General features: G+C 66.1%; 23 protein-coding genes. 9 read left to right on the forward strand and 14 right to left on the reverse strand.

Features of this window, described 5'->3' with window-relative positions; translation table 11 throughout:
• Positions 1-114 precede the first annotated feature (114 nt).
• On the reverse strand, positions 115-909 hold the full coding sequence (locus tag ON44_RS30940; protein WP_040696570.1) for an HAD-IIA family hydrolase: 795 nt from the start codon (positions 907-909) through the stop codon (positions 115-117).
• 57 nt (positions 910-966) lie between these two features.
• Positions 967-1,350, reverse strand: a complete 384-nt coding sequence (locus ON44_RS30945; protein ID WP_051182633.1) for a DUF2867 domain-containing protein — start codon at positions 1,348-1,350, stop codon at positions 967-969.
• A gap of 60 nt (positions 1,351-1,410) precedes the next feature.
• Between ON44_RS30945 and ON44_RS30950 the strand changes: the two genes are divergently transcribed.
• Positions 1,411-1,992 carry a TetR/AcrR family transcriptional regulator gene (locus tag ON44_RS30950; protein ID WP_051182634.1) on the forward strand — a complete coding sequence of 194 codons (582 nt, stop codon included), beginning with the start codon at positions 1,411-1,413 and terminating at the stop codon, positions 1,990-1,992.
• A 1-nt stretch (position 1,993) separates the two neighbouring features.
• Here the strand turns inward: ON44_RS30950 and ON44_RS30955 are convergent, their stop codons facing one another.
• The gene (locus ON44_RS30955) at positions 1,994-2,236 is read right to left on the reverse strand and encodes a hypothetical protein (RefSeq protein WP_040696574.1); all 243 of its coding nucleotides are present in this window, start codon (positions 2,234-2,236) and stop codon (positions 1,994-1,996) included.
• A gap of 116 nt (positions 2,237-2,352) precedes the next feature.
• Positions 2,353-2,673 carry an ArsR/SmtB family transcription factor gene (locus tag ON44_RS30960; protein WP_245567402.1) on the reverse strand — a complete coding sequence of 107 codons (321 nt, stop codon included), beginning with the start codon at positions 2,671-2,673 and terminating at the stop codon, positions 2,353-2,355.
• 46 nt (positions 2,674-2,719) lie between these two features.
• Here ON44_RS30960 and ON44_RS30965 point away from each other — a divergent pair, with 46 nt between their 5' ends.
• Complete coding sequence (locus tag ON44_RS30965) at positions 2,720-3,901, forward strand: MFS transporter (protein WP_051182635.1); 1,182 nt, start codon at positions 2,720-2,722, stop codon at positions 3,899-3,901.
• 45 nt (positions 3,902-3,946) lie between these two features.
• Here ON44_RS30965 and ON44_RS30970 read toward each other — a convergent pair whose 3' ends face one another.
• The gene (locus ON44_RS30970; protein ID WP_245567403.1) at positions 3,947-4,405 is read right to left on the reverse strand and encodes a MarR family winged helix-turn-helix transcriptional regulator; all 459 of its coding nucleotides are present in this window, start codon (positions 4,403-4,405) and stop codon (positions 3,947-3,949) included.
• Between the two features lie 123 nt (positions 4,406-4,528).
• Here ON44_RS30970 and ON44_RS30975 point away from each other — a divergent pair, with 123 nt between their 5' ends.
• Together ON44_RS30975 and ON44_RS30980 are read left to right on the forward strand one after the other, a co-directional pair.
• Positions 4,529-5,518 (forward strand): SMP-30/gluconolactonase/LRE family protein, encoded by a 990-nt coding sequence (locus ON44_RS30975; RefSeq protein ID WP_040696578.1) that lies wholly within the window; start codon positions 4,529-4,531, stop codon positions 5,516-5,518.
• Between the two features lie 217 nt (positions 5,519-5,735).
• Positions 5,736-6,785 carry a DUF6585 family protein gene (locus ON44_RS30980; protein WP_174415172.1) on the forward strand — a complete coding sequence of 350 codons (1,050 nt, stop codon included), beginning with the start codon at positions 5,736-5,738 and terminating at the stop codon, positions 6,783-6,785.
• Between the two features lie 152 nt (positions 6,786-6,937).
• On the opposite strand, the gene groL is transcribed toward ON44_RS30980, so the two are convergent.
• Together groL and ON44_RS30990 are read right to left on the reverse strand one after the other, a co-directional pair.
• Positions 6,938-8,563, reverse strand: a complete 1,626-nt coding sequence (gene groL / locus ON44_RS30985) for a chaperonin GroEL (RefSeq protein WP_040696754.1) — start codon at positions 8,561-8,563, stop codon at positions 6,938-6,940.
• 224 nt (positions 8,564-8,787) lie between these two features.
• Positions 8,788-9,087 carry a DUF222 domain-containing protein gene (locus ON44_RS30990; RefSeq protein ID WP_040696580.1) on the reverse strand — a complete coding sequence of 100 codons (300 nt, stop codon included), beginning with the start codon at positions 9,085-9,087 and terminating at the stop codon, positions 8,788-8,790.
• A 164-nt stretch (positions 9,088-9,251) separates the two neighbouring features.
• Here ON44_RS30990 and ON44_RS30995 point away from each other — a divergent pair, with 164 nt between their 5' ends.
• Together ON44_RS30995 and ON44_RS31000 are read left to right on the forward strand one after the other, a co-directional pair.
• On the forward strand, positions 9,252-9,926 hold the full coding sequence (locus ON44_RS30995; protein WP_040696757.1) for a suppressor of fused domain protein: 675 nt from the start codon (positions 9,252-9,254) through the stop codon (positions 9,924-9,926).
• 44 nt (positions 9,927-9,970) lie between these two features.
• Positions 9,971-12,028 (forward strand): NAD(+) synthase, encoded by a 2,058-nt coding sequence (locus ON44_RS31000; RefSeq protein WP_245567404.1) that lies wholly within the window; start codon positions 9,971-9,973, stop codon positions 12,026-12,028.
• A gap of 180 nt (positions 12,029-12,208) precedes the next feature.
• Here the strand turns inward: ON44_RS31000 and ON44_RS31005 are convergent, their stop codons facing one another.
• From ON44_RS31005 to ON44_RS31030, 6 genes are all read right to left on the reverse strand, one after another.
• Positions 12,209-12,946, reverse strand: coding sequence for a Clp protease N-terminal domain-containing protein (locus ON44_RS31005; protein ID WP_040696582.1), 738 nt, complete (start codon positions 12,944-12,946; stop codon positions 12,209-12,211).
• A 53-nt stretch (positions 12,947-12,999) separates the two neighbouring features.
• On the reverse strand, positions 13,000-14,094 hold the full coding sequence (locus tag ON44_RS31010) for an NAD(P)/FAD-dependent oxidoreductase (protein WP_040696584.1): 1,095 nt from the start codon (positions 14,092-14,094) through the stop codon (positions 13,000-13,002).
• A gap of 82 nt (positions 14,095-14,176) precedes the next feature.
• Positions 14,177-15,217 carry an RNA polymerase sigma-70 factor gene (locus ON44_RS31015; RefSeq protein ID WP_218007660.1) on the reverse strand — a complete coding sequence of 347 codons (1,041 nt, stop codon included), beginning with the start codon at positions 15,215-15,217 and terminating at the stop codon, positions 14,177-14,179.
• A 63-nt stretch (positions 15,218-15,280) separates the two neighbouring features.
• Complete coding sequence (locus ON44_RS31020; protein ID WP_040696586.1) at positions 15,281-16,183, reverse strand: CDP-alcohol phosphatidyltransferase family protein; 903 nt, start codon at positions 16,181-16,183, stop codon at positions 15,281-15,283.
• The gene (locus ON44_RS31025; RefSeq protein ID WP_040696589.1) at positions 16,180-16,902 is read right to left on the reverse strand and encodes a phosphatidylserine decarboxylase; all 723 of its coding nucleotides are present in this window, start codon (positions 16,900-16,902) and stop codon (positions 16,180-16,182) included. The genes ON44_RS31020 and ON44_RS31025 overlap by 4 nt, the downstream gene beginning before the upstream one ends.
• Before the next feature lie 102 nt (positions 16,903-17,004).
• Positions 17,005-17,277, reverse strand: coding sequence for a GlsB/YeaQ/YmgE family stress response membrane protein (locus tag ON44_RS31030; RefSeq protein ID WP_040696591.1), 273 nt, complete (start codon positions 17,275-17,277; stop codon positions 17,005-17,007).
• A 223-nt stretch (positions 17,278-17,500) separates the two neighbouring features.
• On the opposite strand from ON44_RS31030, the gene ON44_RS31035 reads away from it, so the two are divergent.
• Complete coding sequence (locus ON44_RS31035) at positions 17,501-18,529, forward strand: beta-ketoacyl-ACP synthase III (RefSeq protein ID WP_040696594.1); 1,029 nt, start codon at positions 17,501-17,503, stop codon at positions 18,527-18,529.
• 241 nt (positions 18,530-18,770) lie between these two features.
• Here the strand turns inward: ON44_RS31035 and ON44_RS31040 are convergent, their stop codons facing one another.
• Positions 18,771-19,226, reverse strand: coding sequence for an SRPBCC family protein (locus ON44_RS31040; protein WP_040696597.1), 456 nt, complete (start codon positions 19,224-19,226; stop codon positions 18,771-18,773).
• Positions 19,227-19,467: 241 nt separating this feature from the next.
• Between ON44_RS31040 and ON44_RS50615 the strand changes: the two genes are divergently transcribed.
• Both ON44_RS50615 and ON44_RS31045 read left to right on the forward strand, forming a co-directional pair.
• The gene (locus ON44_RS50615; protein WP_157187360.1) at positions 19,468-19,659 is read left to right on the forward strand and encodes a hypothetical protein; all 192 of its coding nucleotides are present in this window, start codon (positions 19,468-19,470) and stop codon (positions 19,657-19,659) included.
• Positions 19,660-19,680: 21 nt separating this feature from the next.
• A complete protein-coding gene (locus tag ON44_RS31045; protein ID WP_040696599.1) occupies positions 19,681-21,351 on the forward strand; it encodes an NAD(P)/FAD-dependent oxidoreductase in 1,671 nt (556 codons plus the stop codon).
• The last annotated feature ends 13 nt before the right edge of the window (positions 21,352-21,364 follow it).

Below are 21,364 nucleotides of genomic sequence, written 5' to 3' on the forward strand. Positions count from 1 at the left end.
TCAGCTGATGCTGCTCTCCGATCTAGGTGCCGCAACAGTGGTCGTCACTGATTGTTTGCCGCAACGGAGGATGCCGAGGGGTTCGGCACGCCGAAAGTGTTTTGCAGGACTTTTTTAGAATAATTCTTTCGACAGATCTTTCAACAACGCGGGCAGTTCCGCCACGGAATCGATGACGTGATCCGGTGCGGCCGAAGCCGCCGCCAGAACGACGGGCCGGAATTTGCCGGTGCGCACCAGAACTCCGGTCATACCGACCTGTTGGGCGGCTAGCACATCGGAGTGCAGATCGTCACCGATCATCAGCACCTCGGCCGGGTCGAGGTCCATAAGGTCCGCGCAGGTTCGGAATCCGGCCGCCGCGGGCTTGCCGACCACGGCGATCTCGGCATTGCCTGCCGCCTCCAGACCCGGTAGGTACGCGCCCGCGTCGATGCGGAGTCCGGTATCGGTGGCCCAGCTCAGGCCGCTGTGCATCGCGACGACCGGAATGCCGTCCAGCATCAGCTCGGCCACCCGGCTCAGCGCGTCATGCGTGAATTCCGCACCGGCGCCGCCGATTACGATGACATCCGGATGTTCGTCGTCGAGAGTCAGCTCGGCGAGGTCGGCCGCGATATCGCCGTGATTGAGCACCCAGACTGCCGCATCCGGGTAGCGGCGGCCCACATATTCGCCGGTGAGCCGGGCAGCGGTGACAATCTCCGCGGGATCGACATCGAACCCGGCGTCGCGCAGCCGCTCGGCGATCTCATCGCAGGTTCGGGAGGTGGTGTTGGTGAGAAACCTTCGGCGCAAACCACTTTCGCGCACGCGGCGCACGGCGTCGACCGCACCGTGGATCTCGTGCCAGGAGGTCACCAGCACGCCGTCGATGTCGTAGAGCACCCCGCGTATGTCGCCGGACATGGGTTCAGCCTACGACCGCGGAACAGGGCGCGTCCCCGCATCTGTTCGACACGGCGGTCAGCGGGCGAAACTGCGGGCGGCGCGCGCAAGCATCCACGGCACGAGCCGACGATGGAATGGGCGCACGACGGCGAAATACCTTCGGCCCCAGCGATTTCGATACTTGACCAGCGAAGTGATGGTGACCGTACCATCGTCGACGAGAACCGAGACGACAAAGTCGAGGACCGCCAGCACATCGGCGGTCACATGCTCGCGCTCGTCGCATTCGCGATCGGGAAAAGGGTTGCCGAAGAATATCTTTCGGGTCCATTTCCGAGGGTCGATTGGAGCGCCTGGCGGCAACGCTATTTCGTAGGAATCGATGTAATCCCAATCGGTGCCCGACGAGCGCGCCAGGGCGGCTCGTTCGGGAATTTCGACTAGTTCATAAGTCGGCATCACATTCCTCCGATAACCCATACTGGGCCGCATGGAACGACCATACGGTAGCGTATGGGAATGGCACAAGGGGATGCGACCGCGAAGACACGGCTCAGCGCCGACGATTGGGCACAGGCCGCACTGGACGCGCTGGCGGAGGGCGGTCTGGCGGCGGTCGCCGTCGAGCCCATCGCCAAGCGGCTCGGCACCACCAAGGGCAGCTTCTACTGGCATTTCAAGGACCGCGCGGCCCTCGTCGAGGCGGCACTGGCGCGCTGGGAGCAGCGCAGCACCGACGATGTAATCGCCGAGATCGCCATCGAGACCGACCCGGCCGAGCGGTTGCACCGACTCTTCGCCCAGGTCATCGATTACGCGGCCACCGGACGCGTCGAATTGGCGCTATTGGCCTCGGCGGACCAGGAATCGGTCGCCGCGACACTGCGCCGAGTCGCGGACCGGCGCATCGAATACGTCGCGGAATTGCTTCGCGAATTGGGGCTGACCGCCGGGCAGGCGCGGACCAGAGCGGTTGTCGCCGTGAGCATTTACCACGGCTTCAACCAACTGGCCCGCGTCTCCCCCGACGCGCTCCCGAGCACCGAATCACAGCGAAGGATGTTGGTAGACAGCGCATTTCAGAGTCTGTTGCCGGACTGAATCAGCTGCCGCCGCCGCAACCACCACCACCGCAACCGCCCCCACCGCAGCCCGAACCACCGCCACAACTGGAGCCGCCGCCGCAACCGCCGCCGCCCTCGCCACCGCCGCCTGCGGCCCATCGACTCCGACTGCGGCGGTTGCGGCGCCCCCGACTGTCGCGGTGCGCGAGATTGATGATCACGAGCGCCCCGTACAGCAGCAGTACGACACCGATCACGATCACGACCAAAAACCCGTCCATTGTCCCCCCTGAGTGACGTTCAAGGCCTGTCCCCACCCCAAGTGCACCCGCTACGGGATCGCCGGTAAAGCCAATACTTCTGGGGCGTTTGAACACCAGGCGGTCGAGTGCTCAGGTCAGCGTTGCGAACCGTTGATAATCGCATCGAGCAGGCCGGGGAAACGTTCCTCCAGATCGTCACGCCGCAGTTCGACGAGTCGATTGCGGCCGGAGACGTAGGTGGTCGTGACACCCGCGTCGCGCAGCACCTTCCAGTGGTGCGACGCGGTGGCGGCGGTGATTTCGACATCGAATTTGTCGATGGCGCAACTGAGCGGTTCACGGACCCCGGCGAGCGAGCGGATCAGCTCCAGCCGGATCGGATCGGCGATGGCGCTGAGCACCCGGATCAGGTCCAGGTCGCCGGCGCTCGGCTGCGGTAGCTGGCGCATGTTCATCCTCCGATCGTTTGACAACCATCGAATTGTATCTCAGCATCATAAGATGCTTCGACAATCATCGAACAATCTGTATCGATCCCTGATCCCACTCGCCGTCGGCACTTTCGTGCTGGGCACCGACGGTTTCGTCCTCAATGGCATGCTCCCGCTCATCGCCCGCGACCTGGACGTCTCGGTGGCCACCGCGGGCCAGCTCACCACCATGTTCGCCTGGACCTACGCCATCGCCTCGCCGATCATCGCGGCCGCGACCGGATCCTGGGACCGGCGCTGGGTATTGGGCGGCGGTGCGGCGCTTTTCGTCATCGGCATGATCGGACAGGCTGTAGCGCAAGACTTTTCGGTAATGGCCGGAGCACGCATCGTTGCCGCCATCGGCGCGGCGGCATTCCAGGCCAATGCCTACGCCGTGGCCGGAGTGGTCGCCGACGACGCGCACCGCGGCCGGGCACTATCGGTCGTCACCGCCGGAATCACGCTATCCGCCGTCGCGGGCGTGCCGATCGGCATCTTCGTGGAGCGTTGGATCGGTTGGCGCGGGGTGCTCTGGGCGATTGTCGCGGGCGGCGCCATCGCGGCCGCGCTGGTGCTGCTGCTGCCGCGCGTCACCTTGCCGACTACCGGATTGCGCGATCGCGTCGGCGTGCTCGCTCGGCCCGCCGTGCTGCGAGTTCTGCTGGTGACGACGCTGCAGATGACCGCGGGCTATACGACCATCGTCTACCTGCCGGTCGTCGTTGCCCCATCGGTGCCGCAAGGACAACTCGCGTGGCTGCTGCTGGTCATGGGCATCGGTCAGGTCATCGGCAACTCCCAGGCGGGCCGGGCGGTGGACCGCTTCGGCCCGGCCCGCACACTGACCGTCGGACTCGTCGGCAGCCTCATCGGCCTGATGCTGCTCGGCCCGGCCACCCACGCCGGCTGGGCGGTTTTCGCGGTACTCGGCCTGACCGGCCTCTTCGGATCCGCGATCCTGATCCCGCAGCAATTCCGACTCTTCGCCATTGCCCATGACGCGCCGACCGTCGCGCTCGGTCTCAATGGCTCGGCCATCTACCTGGGCAGCGGCATCGGCTCACTGCTCGGCGGCACGGTGCTGGATTCGTCGGGCGCGAGCTGGCTCCCGTGGACCTCCGCCGCGGTCGGCTTCGGCGCCCTCGCGCTCGGCGTCGCAACCCTGCGCCGACCGGCACGCGCCGAAGCGGCAGCGGTCGCTCCGGCGTGAAATCGCCTGTACCCCAATAGCTCCCGGATCGATCCGATTCGGGAGCTATTTTTTCGGCGCGGATTCGGGGCGGATGGAGTCGAGCAGGTCGGCGCAGCGGGTGAGCAGTTCGCGCAGCGCGGCGTGTTCGGCCTCGGTGAATTCGTCGGCCAATGCGCGTTCCACGCGGACCGCATTCACGTCCGCCTCCTGCGCGAGCGCCGCCCCCGCTTCGGTGAGGCGGGTCTCCAGGATGTTCTTGTGCCAGGCGTGCGGGGTGCGCTCGATGAGGCCGCGATCCTGGAGATTGGTCAGGATCGTATTCATGGTCGGCGGGGTCACCCCGCACAGCCGGGCCAGCGCGGCGGCATTGATGCCCGGATTTTCGATGAGGAACAGCAGGGTCCCGTACTGGGGAACGGTGAGGCCCGCCGGTTTGAGCGCCGCGCTCTTCGCCGAGTTGAGGGCCTGTTCGGCGCGCTTGAGATACGAGCCGAGGCGCTCGGAGGAGTGCATGGACGTCATATCCGCATGGTAACTGCCCGTCTACTGATTAGGCCCTTGACGTTGATTAGAGTTCTAATATAGGTTCGAGCACATTCGACGATGTGAATGCATCCGGATGTTCGACTATCAGGAGCCCTGAGCATGTTCCGCACCATCTCGACCATCGCCACCGCCATTGCCTGCACCGCCGTCACGGCGTGCGGAACCGCGACGGAGGCCGCGAGCCAACCCACGACCCGCATCAGCACCGCATACGAACTGCCCGGTGATCGCGTCTACCCGGAGGGCATCGCCGTCGACCCCCGCACCGGTGACACCTACGTCGGCTCATACGCCAACGGCGCCGTCTACCGCGCGACACCCGGCGCCACGCGAGCCGAAATCTTCCTGGCCGAGGGGACCGACGGCCGCAAAACCGCCAATGGCCTGAAAGTCGATGCCGCAGGGCGACTGTGGGTCATCGACTCGACCGCCGGAGTCGCGGTGTACGACACCGGCAGCCGTGCGCTGGTCGCCCGCTTCGATATCACCGGCACCGAACCGAGCCTGGTCAATGATCTGGCCATTACGCCGGACGGCAGCGCATATCTGACCGACAGCCTGCGACCGGTGGTGTACCGGGTCACCCCGGAGCAGGTCACCGCGGCGCACGGCGGAAAGGCCGTGCTGACAACACAATTCGACCTGAGCACCATTATCAGCCCGCACGCGCCGGACGCGTTTACCTTGAACGGCATCGTGTCCGACGATTCCGGTCGCTATCTGCTGATCGTCGATATGAATTCCGGTGAGCTGTATCGCGTTGCGACCGCGGCGAATTCGCCGGAGATTCGCAAGGTGACCATGCGCGGCGCCGACCTGAAACACGGTGACGGACTGGAACTGCACGGCAGCACGCTGTGGGCGGCCCAGAATATCGGCAACACCATTACCCGCTGGCAGATCAGCGATGACGGCGCGACCGTCGAGCTGGAACGCACGGTCACCGATGACTCCCTGCGCATTCCCACCACATTGGTACGCAGCAATGGTCGAACGCTGGTTGTCTCTTCCCAATTCGATAAGGGCGGGCCGATGGGTCCTGGCACCCCGACCATGCCGTTCGCCGTCCTGACAGTTGACGGAATCTGATCCGCCGCGCGGCCGGTTCGTTCAGCGGACCGGCGATCGGCCTATTCGCCGCATGACAACTTGATCTAAATCACTCCGAAACGCCCGTACCCATCGCGGGTATGCCGCCGCGATGACGTAAGCTCGGCCGACTGACCGGGCACGCGGCTGGGGTGGCGACCTTCGGGCGAGTGTCATACGCTTCGCCGCGGAGGAAAACCGCCTCATGGAGGGACAATTGACCACTCCGAGCCATGGCGATGTCGGAACCGGCGGGCCACAAAAGGTTCCACTGTCGCAGCTGATCCACCTGATGGCCGAATATCAGAAGCTCGGCACGCACCGACAGACCTTTCTACCGGCGCCGGCGAGCGACACTTTCGTGCGTGGCTGCGGGATCGTCGGGGGCGGGTTCGCGGCCGTGGGAGTTATCTGTGTGACGGTCGGCGCCTATCCCGGTGCGCTCGCGGTCGGTCTGCTCGCCCTGGTGCCCGCGTCGATGGCATTCTTCCGCGGGCGGCGCAATCGTCGCCACCGCGCCGCACGGCTGGATCTGTTCGATGTCGGCATGACCGTGTACCGCTCCGGTGAGCAGGTGGCCGGGTTCCGCTGGGACAGCGCCGAAGTGCGCCAGCAGGTCATCCCCTTCCAGAATTCCGCCCACACCGAGTACTCGCTGCGGATGTCGGGCCCCGACGGCGCCGAGGCCGCATTCGACGACACCCTGTTCGGCGACGCGCGCGATTGGGGCCGGGCCATCCAGTCGGCCGTCACCCTGGCCCAGCTCCCCCGCGCCGTGGCCGCCATCGATGACGGCGCGACCGTCCATTTCGGCGAAATCGCCCTCGACCTCACCGCACTCTATTTCCACAGCCGGGCCTACACCTGGGAACAGATCCAATTGATCGACGCCCGAAGCGGTTTGGTCCGTATGAAGGTCGACGGCAGCTGGGTCTCCCTCACCCCCGTCGGCCAGATCCCCAACTTCTACATCTTCAACGAACTCGCCGAACGCCTACGCCTGGCCGCTGCCGCAGAGTCCGCCGCCGAATCGGCCGCAGCCGAACCCGCGGATCCCGAACTGCCGACCATCACACCGGCCGCCGAACCCGATCCCCCCGCGCCGACGGTCGACTCCGATCCACTCGCGCCGGTGGGCGCCTCCGATCCGACGGTCGATAATGCTCCCGAGACAGCCGCCGATCAACAAATCGAAACCCCCACTGCCAAAGGCACCGGCAAAACCCCCAACCGCCCCACCCAAGACCTGAGCGCCGCCTCGAATTAACCCCCGCCCCAACCCCTTTCCACCGAACCATCAGCCTCGTTCGGCTATCGCCATTCCGTTCATCGTTCTCGAATAGCCCAAAAAGGCCGAAGGCCGGGCCACCTGATGGTGGCCCGGCCTTCGGGTCTAAAGGTGTTGCTGGGGAGCGGGACTCAGAAGTCCATGCCGCCCATGCCACCGGTCGGGTCGCCGGCGGGAGCGGCGGCCTTCTCCGGCTTGTCGGCGACGACGGCCTCGGTGGTGAGGAACAGTGCCGCGATGGAGGCCGCGTTCTGCAGGGCCGAACGGGTGACCTTGACCGGGTCGGCGACACCGGCGGCCAGGAGGTCCTGGTACTCGCCCGAGTCGGCGTTCAGGCCGTGGCCCGCCGGAAGGTTGGAAACCTTCTCGGCGACAACGCCGGGCTCGAGGCCCGCGTTGAAGGCGATCTGCTTCAGCGGAGCCGACAGCGCGACGCGCACGATATTCGCGCCGGTCGCCTCGTCACCGGTGAGCTTCAGGTCGTCCAGCGCCGGAGCCGACTGCAGCAGGGCCACGCCACCACCGGCGACGATGCCCTCCTCGACGGCGGCCTTGGCGTTGCGCACTGCATCCTCGATGCGGTGCTTGCGCTCCTTGAGCTCGACCTCGGTCGCGGCGCCGGCCTTGATCACCGCAACACCGCCGGCCAGCTTGGCCAGACGCTCCTGCAGCTTCTCCCGGTCGTAGTCCGAGTCCGAGTTCTCGATCTCGGTGCGGATCTGCGCGACGCGGCCCTTGATGGCCTCCGCGTCACCCGCGCCCTCGACGATGGTGGTCTCGTCCTTGGTGATGACGACCTTGCGCGCCTGGCCGAGCAGCTCGATGCCAGCGGTCTCCAGGGAGAGGCCGACCTCTTCGCTGATGACCTCGCCACCGGTCAGGATGGCGATATCGGCGAGCTGCGCCTTGCGACGGTCACCGAAGCCCGGCGCCTTGACGGCAACGGACTTGAAGGTGCCGCGGATCTTGTTCACGACCAGGGTCGACAGGGCCTCGCCCTCGACGTCCTCGGCGATGATCAGCAGCGGCTTACCGGCCTGGATGACCTTCTCCAGCAGCGGCAGCAGGTCCTTGACGGTGGAAACCTTGGAACCGACGAGCAGGATGTACGGATCCTCGAGGACCGCTTCCTGACGCTCCGGGTCGGTCACGAAGTAACCCGAGATGTAGCCCTTGTCGAAGCGCATACCCTCGGTGAGCTCCAGCTGGAGCCCGAAGGTGTTGCTCTCCTCGACGGTGATGACGCCTTCCTTGCCGACCTTGTCCATGGCCTCGGCGATCAGCTCACCGATGGACGCGTCACCGGCCGAGATACCGGCGGTGGCGGCGATCTGCTCCTTGGTCTCGACCTCCTTGGCGGTCGCGAGGAGCTTGGTGGTGACGGCCTCGACGGCCTTCTCGATGCCGCGCTTCAGACCCAGCGGGTTGGCGCCGGCCGCAACGTTGCGCAGGCCCTCACGTACGAGCGCCTGGGCGAGCACGGTGGCGGTGGTGGTGCCGTCGCCCGCGACGTCGTCGGTCTTCTTGGCGACTTCCTTGACCAGCTCGGCGCCGATCTTCTCGTACGGGTCCTCCAGGTCGATCTCCTTGGCGATGGAAACACCATCGTTGGTGATCGTGGGGGCGCCCCACTTCTTCTCCAGGACAACGTTGCGACCCTTGGGGCCCAGCGTCACCTTGACCGCGTCGGCGAGGGCGTTCAGACCCCGCTCGAGGCCGCGACGGGCCTCTTCGTCGTACGCAATTGTCTTGGCCATTGCGTTGAGATCCTCCACATGTATATGGCTGACACACAGGACGACCGCAGGTTGGATCGCCCCATTTACGCTGGCCAGGTTCGGTGCCCGCGACGGACGACCGAGGGTGTCGATGGAACCCGGTCTCACCGTCCCGACCTGGCACTCACACGTCGAGAGTGCCAAGCCCTTTTTAGCACTCTGGGGTATCGAGTGCAAGGTCCGCCGCGCTGCTCAGCACCGGCTCAGGCCGAGCTGCGGTCGTCTACCCGGAGTATCAATGCGACGAAAGCATCGGCCCGACGCTCCTCGGGCGTGCGTGGTTCACCCTCATCGACCGTTACGAGTTCCGCGTCGTTCAGCAGCAACTCCGCCTCCACCCGCATGATCGCCCGAATGAACGGTGGCGCGACATCAGGCGGCAGGTCGCCGTTGATGATGTAGCTGCCATCGGGCTGCGATTCGGTGGAGACATAGGTCAGCGCACGCTCGAGATCAGCGCGTCGTTCCCCCGCAACCAGGTCGGAGTCCATGTCATCCGCCATTGCTATAGCTTACCGGTGCGCCGGACCAGCCCTTTCCCGACAGGCCGACCAGTCCGGGATCCGCGGCACCGGCCCAGGTCGCGCGACCAGCAAATCGCTGTCCGCCAATGGCTTACGATCCGCGTGGCGCGGCGCATGATCGGCGCCGACCTTATGGTGTCCAGGTGAGTGAAAGTCCCGGCTGGAACGCTATCGACGCCGCGTTGGAGCAGCTGTACCACGACACCGCACCCAGCCATTGGGGGACGGGGGTCCCCTGGTCGCTCGGCGGGCCCGATCCGCTGGACGGCATCAGTGCCTATCCACGCACCGAACCGGTCCCACACTGGCACTACATCAGCTACGGCATGACCGAGCTGTACGAGAAGGAATGGGATAACCCAGACGAATCGGGCTGGGGATTCGAATTCACCTTCCGCCTGCTGCGCACACCGGCCTACGAGAAGCCGCCGGTCTGGCCCGCGAACTTCCTGCAGAATCTGGCCCGCTATGTGTTCCAATCCGGGAATTGGTTCGCACCGGGCCACACCATCAAGTCGAACGGCCCGATCGCCGCGGATCATCCGGATTCGGAGATCCACGCCGTCGCCTTCACCGTCGACCCGGAGCTCGGCGCCATCGACACACCGCACGGGCGGATGCAGTTCCTGCAGATCGTCGGGCTGACCATGCCGGAGTACCGGGCCGCGCAGGGCGGGCGCACACTGGCGATGCTCGACGAACTCGAGCCGCGGCTGCCGCTGTTGGTCACCGATATCGAGCGCGGACCGCTCATGGAGGAACCGAAGACCAAGGCGAAATGGCCGCGCTGGGGCGGGGGGCTGCGCGGGCGAGCGTAGATTTCGCCATGGAGGAAGATCAACGATCCCGAAGGGGGACGCCCGTGCCCGCATTGCCGTTCGACTCGCTCTATCGGCACGGGTTCGCGCGGGTGGCGGTCGCGGTGCCGCGGATCCGGGTCGCCGATCCCGCGTTCAATGTCGAGCAGACCCTCGAGCTCGCTCGGCAAGCGGCCGCCGACGGCGTGATGCTGACGGTCTTTCCCGAACTCGGACTCTCCAGCTACACCGCCGACGATCTTTTCCACCAGGATGCGCTCGACGATGCGGTGGGCGCGGCAATCGAGCAGGTAGTCGCGGCGAGCGCGGAGATCGATACGGTGCTGGTGATCGGTGCGCCGGTGCGGACGCAGGGTCGGCTGTTCAATTGCGGCATCGCGGTATGCCGCGGCACGGTGCTCGGCGCCGCGCCGAAGAGCTACCTGCCCAACTATCGCGAGTTCTATGAGAAGCGCCAGTTCGCGGCGGCACGCGAAACGCTGGACGACCACATCACGATCGCGGGTCAGCGGGTGCCGTTCGGATCCGATCTGTTGTTCACCGCGACCAATCTCGACAACTTCGTATTCCACCTGGAGATCTGCGAAGACGGCTGGGTTCCGTTGCCGCCCAGTGGATATGCCGCGCTTGCCGGTGCGACCGTGCTGGTCAATCTGTCGGCGAGCAATATCGTCATCGGTAAGGCCGACTACCGCCGCGCGCTGTGCACCTCGCATTCCGCGCGCTATCTGGCCGCCTATCTGTATTCGGCTGCGGGACACGGTGAATCGACCACCGATCTGGCCTGGGACGGACAGGCACTGGTATGTGAGAACGGCGACCTGCTCGCCGAGGGTGAGCGGTTCTCCGACCATCCCCAGTTGGTCACCGCAGATCTCGATCTGCAGCGGCTGGCCGCGGATCGCATCCGCACCACCAGTTTCGCCGACAATGTGCACGATCACCGTGACCGCCTGGCGCGGCTGCGGCGCATCGAGGTCGAGTTGCCGGTTCCGACGAGTGCCATCACCTTGGGGCGCGAAATCCAGCGCTTCCCTTATGTTCCCAGCGATCCGGCCGCGCGCAACGAACGGTGTGCGGAGGTGCATCACATCCAGGTCGAGGGCCTGAGCACCCGGTTGCGTGCGACCGGCAGTCAGCGCGTGGTCATCGGCGTATCCGGTGGATTGGACTCCACCCAGGCGCTGATCGTCGCGGCCAAAACCATGGACCGGCTCGGACTGCCGCGCGCGAATGTGCTGGCCTACACCATGCCCGGCTTCGCGACCAGCACCCGAACGCGCACCGACGCGCACGCGCTGATGGACGCGCTCGGCGTGACCGCGCAGGAGATCGATATCCGCCCATCCGCCACCCAGATGCTGCGCGACCTGAATCACCCTGCCGCCGACAGTGTTCCGCAGTACGACGTCACCTACGAGAATGTGCAGGCGGGCGAGCGCACCTCGCATCTGTTCCGACTTGCCAACCAGCACGGCGCACTCGTGGTCGGCACCGGCGATCTCAGCGAACTCGCCTTGGGCTGGTGCACTTTCGGCGTCGGCGACCATATGGCGCACTACAGCGTGAACGCCTCGGTTCCCAAAACACTGATCAAATATCTGATCGCCTGGGCGGTCGACACCGATCAGTTCGGCCCCGAGGCGGGCCGGGTGCTGTCATCTATCCTGCAGACCGAGATCTCGCCGGAGTTGGTGCCCAGCCACGATTCCACCGCACCGAGCCAGAGCTCCGAGGCCACCGTCGGCCCCTATGAACTGCAGGACTTCCACCTCTACTACATGCTGCGCTTCGGTTATCGCCCGAGCCGGGTCGCCTACCTTGCCCGGCACGCCTGGTCCGAGCTCGACCGCGGCAGCTGGCCGGACCTCATTCCGGCCGACCAGCGCAACACCTACGACCTGCCGACCATCAAACACTGGCTCGCCGAATTCCTGCGCCGCTTCATTCAGACCAGCCAGTTCAAACGCTCCACCCTGCCCAATGCCCCGAAAGTCGGTTCGGGCGGCTCACTTTCACCACGCGGCGACTGGCGTGCGCCGAGCGACGCCTCCGCCGCCGCCTGGTTGGACGAACTCGCCCGCAACGTGCCCGAGGACTGAGCCGCCGTCACGCCGCAAGGGGCTCACGGTATTCGAGCGAAGCCGTGGGCTTGTGCCGCACCGACATCCCACGGGACCGGATGGCCCGCCGCTGCCTTGCCCTGACCGCGTGCACGGATCGAATGCCGATGACCAGCCAGGCAATTCGACGTCGTCCGGCGCCGAACGCGGCCCTGGCGTTCATGACTTCTCGGCGGCGATCACCGACAGCAGTTCGGTCAGATCGGCTTCGGCCTTCGCCTTGTCGACGCCGAGATCGGACAGGATTCCGGAACCGTTCTCCTGTTCGAGCAGGGCGAGCAGGACATGTTCGGTGCCGATGTAGTTGTGTCCCCAGCGAAGTGCCTCACGGAAGGTCAGCTCGAGCACCTTCTTGGCCTCGGGTCCGAATGGAATGAGCGCGCCCATATTCTCCGGATCGGCGGGCCGTTCGGCGATGGCCGCGGTCGCAGCATCCCGGACCGTGTCCAATTGCACCCCCTGGGCGGTAATCGCCCGCGCGCCGAGGCTTTCCGGTTGGGACAGCAGCGCCAGCACCAGATGCCCGATCGCGATCTCCGTATGACCGGAGGTGCGAGTTGCCTCCTGGGAGGCCACCACCATCTTTCGCGCGCGCGGGGTGAACTTCGCGAAGCCCGCATTGGGATCCATGGCCGTGGCTTCCGCCGGATCACCCGGCCCCTTGGGCACAAACCGCTTCTGCGCGGCCTGTTTGGTGACGCCCATGCTGGCGCCGATTTCGGTCCACGATGCGCCGGAGCGGCGGGCCTGATCCACGAAGTGGCCGATCAGATGGTCGGCCACTTCGCCGAAGTGCCCGGCCGTGACCACCGCATCGGAGAGTTGGTCGAGCACATTGTCCGGACGTGCTTTTTTGATGCCATCGATCAGATCGTCGAGGCGTACGTTGATTGCCATGCGTCAACCATAAGTTGACGATTCCGCTTCGTCAACCACTAGTTGACGATTTTTCAGGGACGTGCCGCCCCGGCCGCACCACGCACGATCTGCTCCTTGAACCAGGCAGCTGTCCGCCCGGTGAGCACGGTCCGTCCCGGCGAGTCGTCCGCGTGCAGAAACTGGATGACGCCATCGCGCCGACCGAGGCTGATGCACTGGAAGAAGTACCGGAACCGCAGCTCACGGGGTGCACGACCGGCCAGCCGTGCGACAACGGCATCGGCCGCGTACTTGCCGGTGGGCAATGCCGTCGCACATGCCATCCGCAGCTCCCGACCACCCGGACCCGCGATTACGGCAGCGTCACCCGCCGCGTAGACATCCGGATGCGATAGCGACCGCAATGTCTCGTCGGTCAGCACCCGACCATGCCCGTCCACCGCGAACCCGGCCCGCTGCGCCAGCTCCGGCACGCCGAAACCGGCGGTCCACACCGTCGCGACGGCCTCGACCACGGACCCGTCGGCCAACCGAACGCCTTCCGGAGTCACCTCGATAACTTTTGCGTCCGAACGGATCTCGACCCCGAGCCGCTCCAGCACCCGTCGCACATGATCACGCGCCCGCGGCGACAGCCAGGAGGCGGGCTCATCCGAGCCGAGCAGCACCACCCGCGAATCCGGTCGGGACTCGGCCAGTTCCGCGGCCAGCTCGATGCCGGTGGCGCCGCCACCGACCACCACGATCCGCCCGGTCGGGACGCCGTTCCGCAACCATTCCGAATCATCCGGTGTGGCAACCGAATACGCGTACTCCGCCACCCCTTGCACGTCCGCAGGATCGTTCGTGCTGCCCAGCGCATAGATGAGTGCGTCGTATTCGAGGTCCGGCGCGCCGTCGAGGATCACCTGCTTGTGCTCGGTATCGATTTCCCGCGCCCAAGCACGCACGAAGTGAATTCGCTTGGGTTCGAGCAACTCTCGCAGATCCCATTCCGGAATCGACTGCCCCGCACCGTATTGGTGCAGCCGCACCCGTTCGACGAAGGTCGCGCGGACGTCGACAACGGTGATGTGCGCGTCGCGGGCGGTGCGCGCCAACCTGCGGGCCGCCGCCAGCCCCGCGTATCCGGCGCCGAGGACGACGATTCGATGCTGTCCGGTCATGATGTGGCTCCCTTTCGATCGGCCGACACCCCTTAGACGGGACAGCCCTCCGATCCCTGACAGCCTCGGGAAATGACCCGCGTCACGCCCGCCCGATATAGGTCAGCTTCTCCGGATTGACGATCAAGCGCAGCGCGGTCACCGCATCGTCGAGGGTGTCCACGCCGACGACCAGTGCGGGCTCCCCCGCCAACCGCACGACGACCGCGAGCGCGCCGTTGATCTCCTCGAGCGCCATCACCATCCCCGGCACCTCCCACCGGAACAGCCCGGCCACATACCGCGCGACCGCGGGAGCCCCGACGATCGGGCGCCGAGCCGCGGTGACCTGACCGCCGCCGTCCGCGGTCGAGACGACATCGGCCGTGAGCATCCGCTCCAATGCCTCGATATCCCCGATGCGTGCCGCCTTCAGGAAGCGCTCGATCAGCTCACGGGCCTGATCGGCCGGAACATCGAAGCGCGCCCGCCCCTCGCGCACCCGGATACCGGCCCGGCGGAAGATCTGCTGCGAATTGGCCTCGGATACCGCGAGCATGTCCGCGATCTCCCGGTGTGCGTATCCGAATGCCTCGCGCAGCACGAAAACCGCACGCTCGATCGGGCTCAACCGTTCCAATGCCGTCAGCAGCGCCAGCGATACCAACTCGCGCTCCTCCACCGTCTCCAACGGCCCGAGCTCACCACGCGCGGTCGGTACCGGCTCGGGCAGCCACGGCCCGACGTAGGTCTCCCGGCGGGCCCGCGCCGAAACCAGCCAGGTGCGGCAGAGATTCACGACCGCGGTGGTCAGCCAGGCCTCGGCCGAGCGAATCGTGGTGCGGTCGGTGCCATCCCAGCGCAGGTAGGTCTCCTGTACCGCATCCTCGGCCTCGGTCGCGGAGCCGAGCATCCGATAGGCGAGCGCGAACAGGCGCGGGCGATGCGCCTGGAATTCGCGCAATCCATCCGGTTCCACCGCCACCTTCTTCCGTGCTCGGCCGCCGAAGATGACGGTACCGGTCGGGATCCACCCGGCCTTCGACAGTTCGGAGGCCGACCCGATGGTCCGGCCACCACCGAAAACCCGACCCGGATCGAATCCCCAGAACCCCAAACCACCAAGTGCCGCAACGCCGCTCATAGGCGCAGCATTCCCGCGCGACCTAGACGATTCCTTAAGGAATACCAGGCAAGCCCCAACAGCTCAGTGGTGCAGATCGTCCGCCCGACGCTCTTTACCCGGACTGCGCAGCCGCAGGCGGCTCGCCCCGCGGATCGCCGGACGCCGCAGTGCTGGCCGTCGCCGCTGCGCCCGCCGCTGGGCCCGGCGTTCGGATGGCTTGTGCTGCCAGGTTTCCGGACGCGCGGCCACCCAGCGCTGCGAATGCCAGGCGAACGGGATATGCCCGAGGTACAGCGCGACCAGCACCAGCAGCAGCACGATCGGATAGGTGACCAGCAGCGCCGCCGCGAGCGCAGTCAGCACCAGCAGCCCGGCAGCCGCCTGCGGCGCCACCGATACCGACTTCATGGCCAGCGTCGGAATCGTGCTGACCGCCAGCGCCGCCGCGAACAAGGTCCAGGCCGCGACCTCGTAGTAGCCGACCCACCAGCCGTCACCGAACTGCACGTACAGCCCGATCGGCACCAGCGCGATCAGCGCCGCCGCCGGTGCGGGGACGCCGACGAAATACTCGCGCGCCCACTGCGGTCGAGTGTCGTCGTCGAGCAGGGTGTTGAACCTGGCCAGGCGCAGCACAAGGCTCACCGCGAAAACCAGCGCGATGATCCAGCCCGCGCTGTTGCTGTCCAGCAGCGCGATGTAGATCACCAGACCGGGCGCGACACCGAAGGAGATGGCGTCGGAGAGCGAATCGAGTTCGGCGCCGATCTTGGTGGTGGCGTCGAGCATCCGGGCCAGCCGACCGTCGAGGGTGTCCAGTACGGCCGCCGCGCCGACCATCGCCAAGGAGATGTCGAGCCTGTCGTCCAAGGCGAACTTCACCGCGGACAATCCGGCGCACAGCGCCATGATTGTCACGATGCTCGGCAACAGCCGGATGCTGCGGCGCCTTCGCTGCGGTGTGGGCAGGGCCTGCTCCATCATGAGTCGGTGGCAAGTACGGCCAGCACGGTCTCGCCCCCGATCGTGCGCTGCCCGGGTTCGACGAGTAGTTCGGTACCCGCCGGGAAGTACGTGTCGACCCGGGACCCGAAACGGATCAGGCCGTAGGTATCACCGATGGTCAGTTTGTCACCGACCTGCGCGTCGCAGACGATGCGCCGCGCCAGCAGACCCGCGATCTGCACGACCACGACCTGCGCGCCACCGGCGGTATCGATGACCATGCTGTTGCGCTCGTTCACCGCACTGGCCTCGGGCAGATCCGCCGAACGGAACTGACCGGACTGGTGCAGTACGGTGCGGACGGTGCCGGAGATGGGGGTGCGCTGCACATGGACGTCGAGTACCGAAAGGAAGATGCTCACGCGCGGCAACGGCGCATCGCCGAGGCCCAGTTCGGCGGGCGGCGTCGCGGTATCGACCAGGGCGATCTCACCGTCGGCCGGGGCGACGACCACACCCGCCCGGTTCGGCGGGACCCGGTTCGGATGCCGGAAGAAGGTCGCGCAGGCCGCGGCGGCGAGCAGACCCGTGCGGCGCACCCACTTGCGCTTACCCCCGATGACCGCCACCGCGAGCGGCGCCGCGACGAAGGGCAGCCCCGCGGGATGCAGCGGGGGAATCGCGGCCCGGACCAGATCGACGACATGGCCGACTCCGGTCGTTTCGGGCGTGCCGGGCGGGGTGGGACGGCGTGCCACAGGCTCCTCTTTCGTGCTCGATGCATACGGTTTGCGCCCCTCAACGATAGGTCCGGCGCAAGCGTTCACACCTTACGGGAACCGAGCCTGTGGCACCCGCTCTCAGTGCACGGCTTTACGGCCGGTGAACAGCCGCACCAGGAACAGCAAGATCACCGCGCCACCGAGGCAGGTGAAGAAGCTGAACCAGAGTCCGCCGCCCTCGACGTCGACGCCGAGCAATTTGAGTAGGAATCCGCCTAGTAGACCGCCGACCACGCCGACCACGATGTTGAGGAGGATGCCCTGTTGCGCGTCCGTCTTCATGAACTTGCTGGCGATCCAGCCGGCGAGTCCGCCGATGATGATCCACCCGATAATTCCGAGTCCGAGCATGGTGTCCTCGAATCACTAGTTGGGGCGACGCCGCACCATAGGGCGTGCTTCGAGGGTATACCCGCCAAATGTGAGAATACGCACTCCCAACACGCGCGACACGGGCTAATATGAGGGGGCCTCATGTCTACGGTGACGTAGGCGGCCGGCCGATGAGGGACTCATTTCGATGCTTTCGGGGTACAACCCGGCGGCGCCGCCGCAGGTACATAGGAGACGCATTATGGCTGCTCAAATCACCCAGACCACAGGGGCTGAGCACACGGCGATCCTCGGGCTCGGCGTTTACCGCCCCGCTCGAATCGTCACCAACGACGAGGTCGCCGGACCCATCGACTCGAGTGACGAGTGGATCCGCACCCGTTCCGGAATCAAAACGCGGCGTTTCGCCTCGAAGGAAGAGACGATTCACAGCATGAGCGTCGCGGCCTCCCGCGGCGCGCTCGAATCCGCGGGAGTCGAGGCCGATCAGATCGACTGCGTCATCGTCGCCACCTCCACCCACCTCTTGCTGACTCCGGCAGCCGCGCCGCAGATCGCGACCGAGCTGGGCATGAACGGCACCGCGGCGTTCGATATTTCGGCCGGATGCGCGGGCTTCTGTCATGCGCTCGCGCTGGCCTCGGATCTGGTGCGCGCCGGGACGGCCGGACATGTACTGGTGATCGGCGTGGAGAAACTCACCAACACCATCAATCCGAAGGACCGCGCGACCGCCTTCCTGTTCGCCGACGGCGCGGGCGCGGTGGTGGTGGGTCCGTCGGAGGAACAGGGCATCGGCCCGACGGTCTGGGGTTCGGACGGCACCCAGCACCACGCGATCCGGCAGGACAAGGACTGGATCGAATTCTTCGAGGAAATCGAGGAGAAGGGCCTGGACGCGGTGCGGCCCTACCTCGCCATGGAGGGTACGGCGGTATTCCGCTGGGCGGCACATTCATTGGAGAAGGTCTGCCGCGACGCCATCGATCGCGCGGGCCTATCCACCGACGACCTGGACGCGATGATCCCGCACCAGGCCAACGGCCGGATCATCGAGATCATGGCCCGGGTGCTGAAGCTGCCCGAGCACTGCGCGCTGGCCAACGATATCGAAGAGACCGGAAATACCTCGGCCGCCTCGATTCCACTGGCCATGGAGGCGCTGCTGCGCAAGGGTGAGTCGAAGCCGGGCGATACCGCGCTGCTGATCGCCTTCGGCGCCGGTCTCTCCTACGCAGCGCAGGTCGTGACGCTGCCCAACTGGCAGTAACTCAGCCCAGACCTCGGTGACCTTCACAGTGAAGGTCACCGTCCGGGTGCGCCGACGATGGCCGCGGATATGTTGTCGGCGTTCACCTCGACGCCGAGGTCGGCATTCAGGTTGTCCGGCGCACCTGACCGGTGCCGACCACCCTGAATTCGCGCTCGGGCGCCGGATCGGATTTACCGCATCCGGTGGGCAGCAGGGCCGAATCGAGTACGGCGACAATGACTACCGAATAGCGCGCAATCTAGGCAGCCGCCTCCACCGCGGACTTGATCTTGCTGAGCGTTTCGTTCATCCCGCGCTCGAGCAGTTCCTCGAACGGCGCCTCGCCGCCCAGCGCGGCGTCGATGGACTTGCGGGAGAACCAGCTGGTGCCGTTGGGCACATCACGGCGTTCGATCAGCCGCGTGCCGGTGGCGGTCGGCTCCAGCGTGTAGCTCCAGATGCTGCGGTTCTCGTTGATCCGAAATGCGAAGGCCTGATTGGGCTCATAGCGCACGATGCGCGCGGTGGTCGGCCAGTACTTCTTGCCGTCGGTATTGAGGTTGATCGTCCAGGTGCCCGCCTTCGGCGTGCCGAGCGCGAGCATCCGCACGCATTGCGGGCTGAACTCCGGCATCCGCTTGAGATCGGCGACGACAGCCCAGACCTGTTCCGGCGGTGCCGCGATCTCGATCGTGGCTTCGATATTTTTCGGCAACGCTGCCTCCGGAGGACTGTGCGACGGACGTGCTCGCCCTTTCGAGCGACCTGCAAGCAATCGCTACGGCTAGCACGACTTGACGATTTGGCAACAGCCTAGTCGGCGACTCTTGGAAGACAAATGTGTCACTTTTTCGCGATTTGATTACCCGGCCGTGTAATGGCGCGCGCACAATGGCGGATAGACGAAGCATCAGACACTGCCACAAGCTTTTCCGTCAAGCGTGAGGTGATCGGCCGTGAAACTGCGCTCGCTCTTACATCGTCGGCACGGGGGTCAGGTCCCGCTGCTTCCCGCCATCGCACCCGAGACACCCGCAACTCGAGACACCTTCGCGCCGCGCATCGCTCGCCCGATAGTTCCGGACGAACAACTGGAGCGCCTGCTCACGCCCACCGAGCTCGACTTGGTGCGCGAGCATCGCGTTTGACGAGCGTTCCATACTCGATAGGTGACTGCACCCGCTGCTGCTACGAAGCCGGCCATCCTCAGCGTCGACGACGATCCGGGAGTTTCCCGCGCGGTCGTTCGCGACCTGCGCCGCCGTTATGGGGCCGAGTACCGGATTCTGCGCGCGGAGTCGGGCGCGGACGCACTCGACGCACTGCGTGAGATGAAACTGCGCGGCCAACCGGTCGCGGTCCTGATCGCCGATTATCGGATGCCGGGCATGGACGGCATCGAATTCCTGGAGCAGGCCATGGACCTGCACCCGTACGCGCGGCGCGTGCTGCTGACCGCCTACGCCGATACCAGCGCCGCGATCGACGCGATCAATGTCGTCGACCTCGACCACTATCTGCTCAAGCCGTGGGATCCGCCGGAGGAGAAGCTCTATCCGGTGCTGGACGGACTGCTCGAGGCCTGGCGCAGCAACGACCACAAACCCGTCACCGAGACCAAGGTGGTCGGCAACCGCTGGTCCCCGCGGTCGTCGGAGGTGCGCGAATTCCTGGCCCGCAATCAGCTGCCCTACCGCTGGTACCTGGCCGAGGAACCGGAAGGCGCACGGCTGCTGGAAGCGGCGGGTGCCGATCCCGATATCTGTCCGGTGGTGATCACCCCGGGTGGGCAGGCACTGGTGCAACCGAGCGACGGCGAGCTCGCCGAAAGTGTCGGGCTGAACACCAATCCGACCGGCGACTTCTACGACCTCATCGTGGTCGGCGGTGGACCGGCCGGACTCGGTGCGGCGGTGTACGGCGCCTCCGAGGGGCTGCGCACGGTGCTCGTCGAGCGCACCGCGACCGGCGGCCAGGCGGGCCAGAGTTCACGCATCGAGAACTATTTGGGCTTCCCGGACGGGCTGTCCGGCGCGCAGCTGGCCGATCGGGCGCGGCGGCAGGCCGCGAAGTTCGGCGCCGAGGTGATCACCACGCGCGAGGTGGTCGGGCTCGAGGTGAACGGATCCGCGCGGACCGTGCGGTTCGCCGACGGCGGGCGGCTGTGCGCGCACACGGTGATCATCGCGACGGGTGTGGACTACCGGCGTCATCCCGCACCGGGCGTGGACGATTTCACCGGGCGCGGTGTCTATTACGGCTCGGCCATGACCGAGGCCTCCGAATGCGCCGACCACGATGTCTACATCGTCGGCGGGGCGAATTCGGCGGGGCAGGCGGCGGTATTCCTGTCGCGCAACGCGCGCACGGTGCATCTGGTGGTCCGCGCGGATTCACTGGAGAAGTCCATGTCGCACTATCTGATCCAGCAGATCGCGCAGATACCGAATATCCGCGTGCACACCGATACCGAAGTGATCGCCGCCGACGGCGACGATCACCTGCAGCAGATCGTGGTGCGCAACAACCGGACCGGCGCGGAAGAAAAAGCCGAGGCCGAACGGTTGTTCCTGTTCATCGGTGCCGCACCACAGACCGACTGGCTCGACGGCGTGGTCAAGCGGGACGAGGCGGGCTATGTGCTGGCCGGTCCCGATCTGCTCGTCGACGGAACCAGACCCGCGGGCTGGGAGCTACCCAGACCGCCGCATCACCTGGAGACCAGCGTCCCCGGCGTTTTCGTCGCGGGTGACGTGCACGCCGATTCGGCGAAGCGGGTCGCCTCGGCGGTCGGCGAGGGTGCGATGGCGGTCATGCTCGTGCATCGGTACCTGGCGTGATAGGAGGCTGGAC

This window comes from Nocardia vinacea NBRC 16497, assembly GCF_000308835.1.
Classification (GTDB): domain Bacteria; phylum Actinomycetota; class Actinomycetes; order Mycobacteriales; family Mycobacteriaceae; genus Nocardia; species Nocardia vinacea.

What these genes read in the sequence shown, in the direction of transcription:
- ON44_RS30940 (WP_040696570.1), bottom strand. Translation starts at nt 909, where the DNA reads ATGTCCGGCGACATACGCGGGGTGCTCTACGACATCGACGGCGTGCTG.
- ON44_RS30945 (WP_051182633.1), bottom strand. Translation starts at nt 1,350, where the DNA reads ATGCCGACTTATGAACTAGTCGAAATTCCCGAACGAGCCGCCCTGGCG.
- ON44_RS30950 (WP_051182634.1), top strand. Translation starts at nt 1,411, where the DNA reads ATGGCACAAGGGGATGCGACCGCGAAGACACGGCTCAGCGCCGACGAT.
- ON44_RS30955 (WP_040696574.1), bottom strand. Translation starts at nt 2,236, where the DNA reads ATGGACGGGTTTTTGGTCGTGATCGTGATCGGTGTCGTACTGCTGCTG.
- ON44_RS30960 (WP_245567402.1), bottom strand. Translation starts at nt 2,673, where the DNA reads ATGAACATGCGCCAGCTACCGCAGCCGAGCGCCGGCGACCTGGACCTG.
- ON44_RS30965 (WP_051182635.1), top strand. Translation starts at nt 2,720, where the DNA reads ATGCTTCGACAATCATCGAACAATCTGTATCGATCCCTGATCCCACTC.
- ON44_RS30970 (WP_245567403.1), bottom strand. Translation starts at nt 4,405, where the DNA reads ATGACGTCCATGCACTCCTCCGAGCGCCTCGGCTCGTATCTCAAGCGC.
- ON44_RS30975 (WP_040696578.1), top strand. Translation starts at nt 4,529, where the DNA reads ATGTTCCGCACCATCTCGACCATCGCCACCGCCATTGCCTGCACCGCC.
- groL (WP_040696754.1), bottom strand. Translation starts at nt 8,563, where the DNA reads ATGGCCAAGACAATTGCGTACGACGAAGAGGCCCGTCGCGGCCTCGAG.
- ON44_RS30990 (WP_040696580.1), bottom strand. Translation starts at nt 9,087, where the DNA reads ATGGCGGATGACATGGACTCCGACCTGGTTGCGGGGGAACGACGCGCT.
- ON44_RS31005 (WP_040696582.1), bottom strand. Translation starts at nt 12,946, where the DNA reads ATGGCAATCAACGTACGCCTCGACGATCTGATCGATGGCATCAAAAAA.
- ON44_RS31010 (WP_040696584.1), bottom strand. Translation starts at nt 14,094, where the DNA reads ATGACCGGACAGCATCGAATCGTCGTCCTCGGCGCCGGATACGCGGGG.
- ON44_RS31015 (WP_218007660.1), bottom strand. Translation starts at nt 15,217, where the DNA reads ATGAGCGGCGTTGCGGCACTTGGTGGTTTGGGGTTCTGGGGATTCGAT.
- ON44_RS31020 (WP_040696586.1), bottom strand. Translation starts at nt 16,183, where the DNA reads ATGATGGAGCAGGCCCTGCCCACACCGCAGCGAAGGCGCCGCAGCATC.
- ON44_RS31030 (WP_040696591.1), bottom strand. Translation starts at nt 17,277, where the DNA reads ATGCTCGGACTCGGAATTATCGGGTGGATCATCATCGGCGGACTCGCC.
- ON44_RS31035 (WP_040696594.1), top strand. Translation starts at nt 17,501, where the DNA reads ATGGCTGCTCAAATCACCCAGACCACAGGGGCTGAGCACACGGCGATC.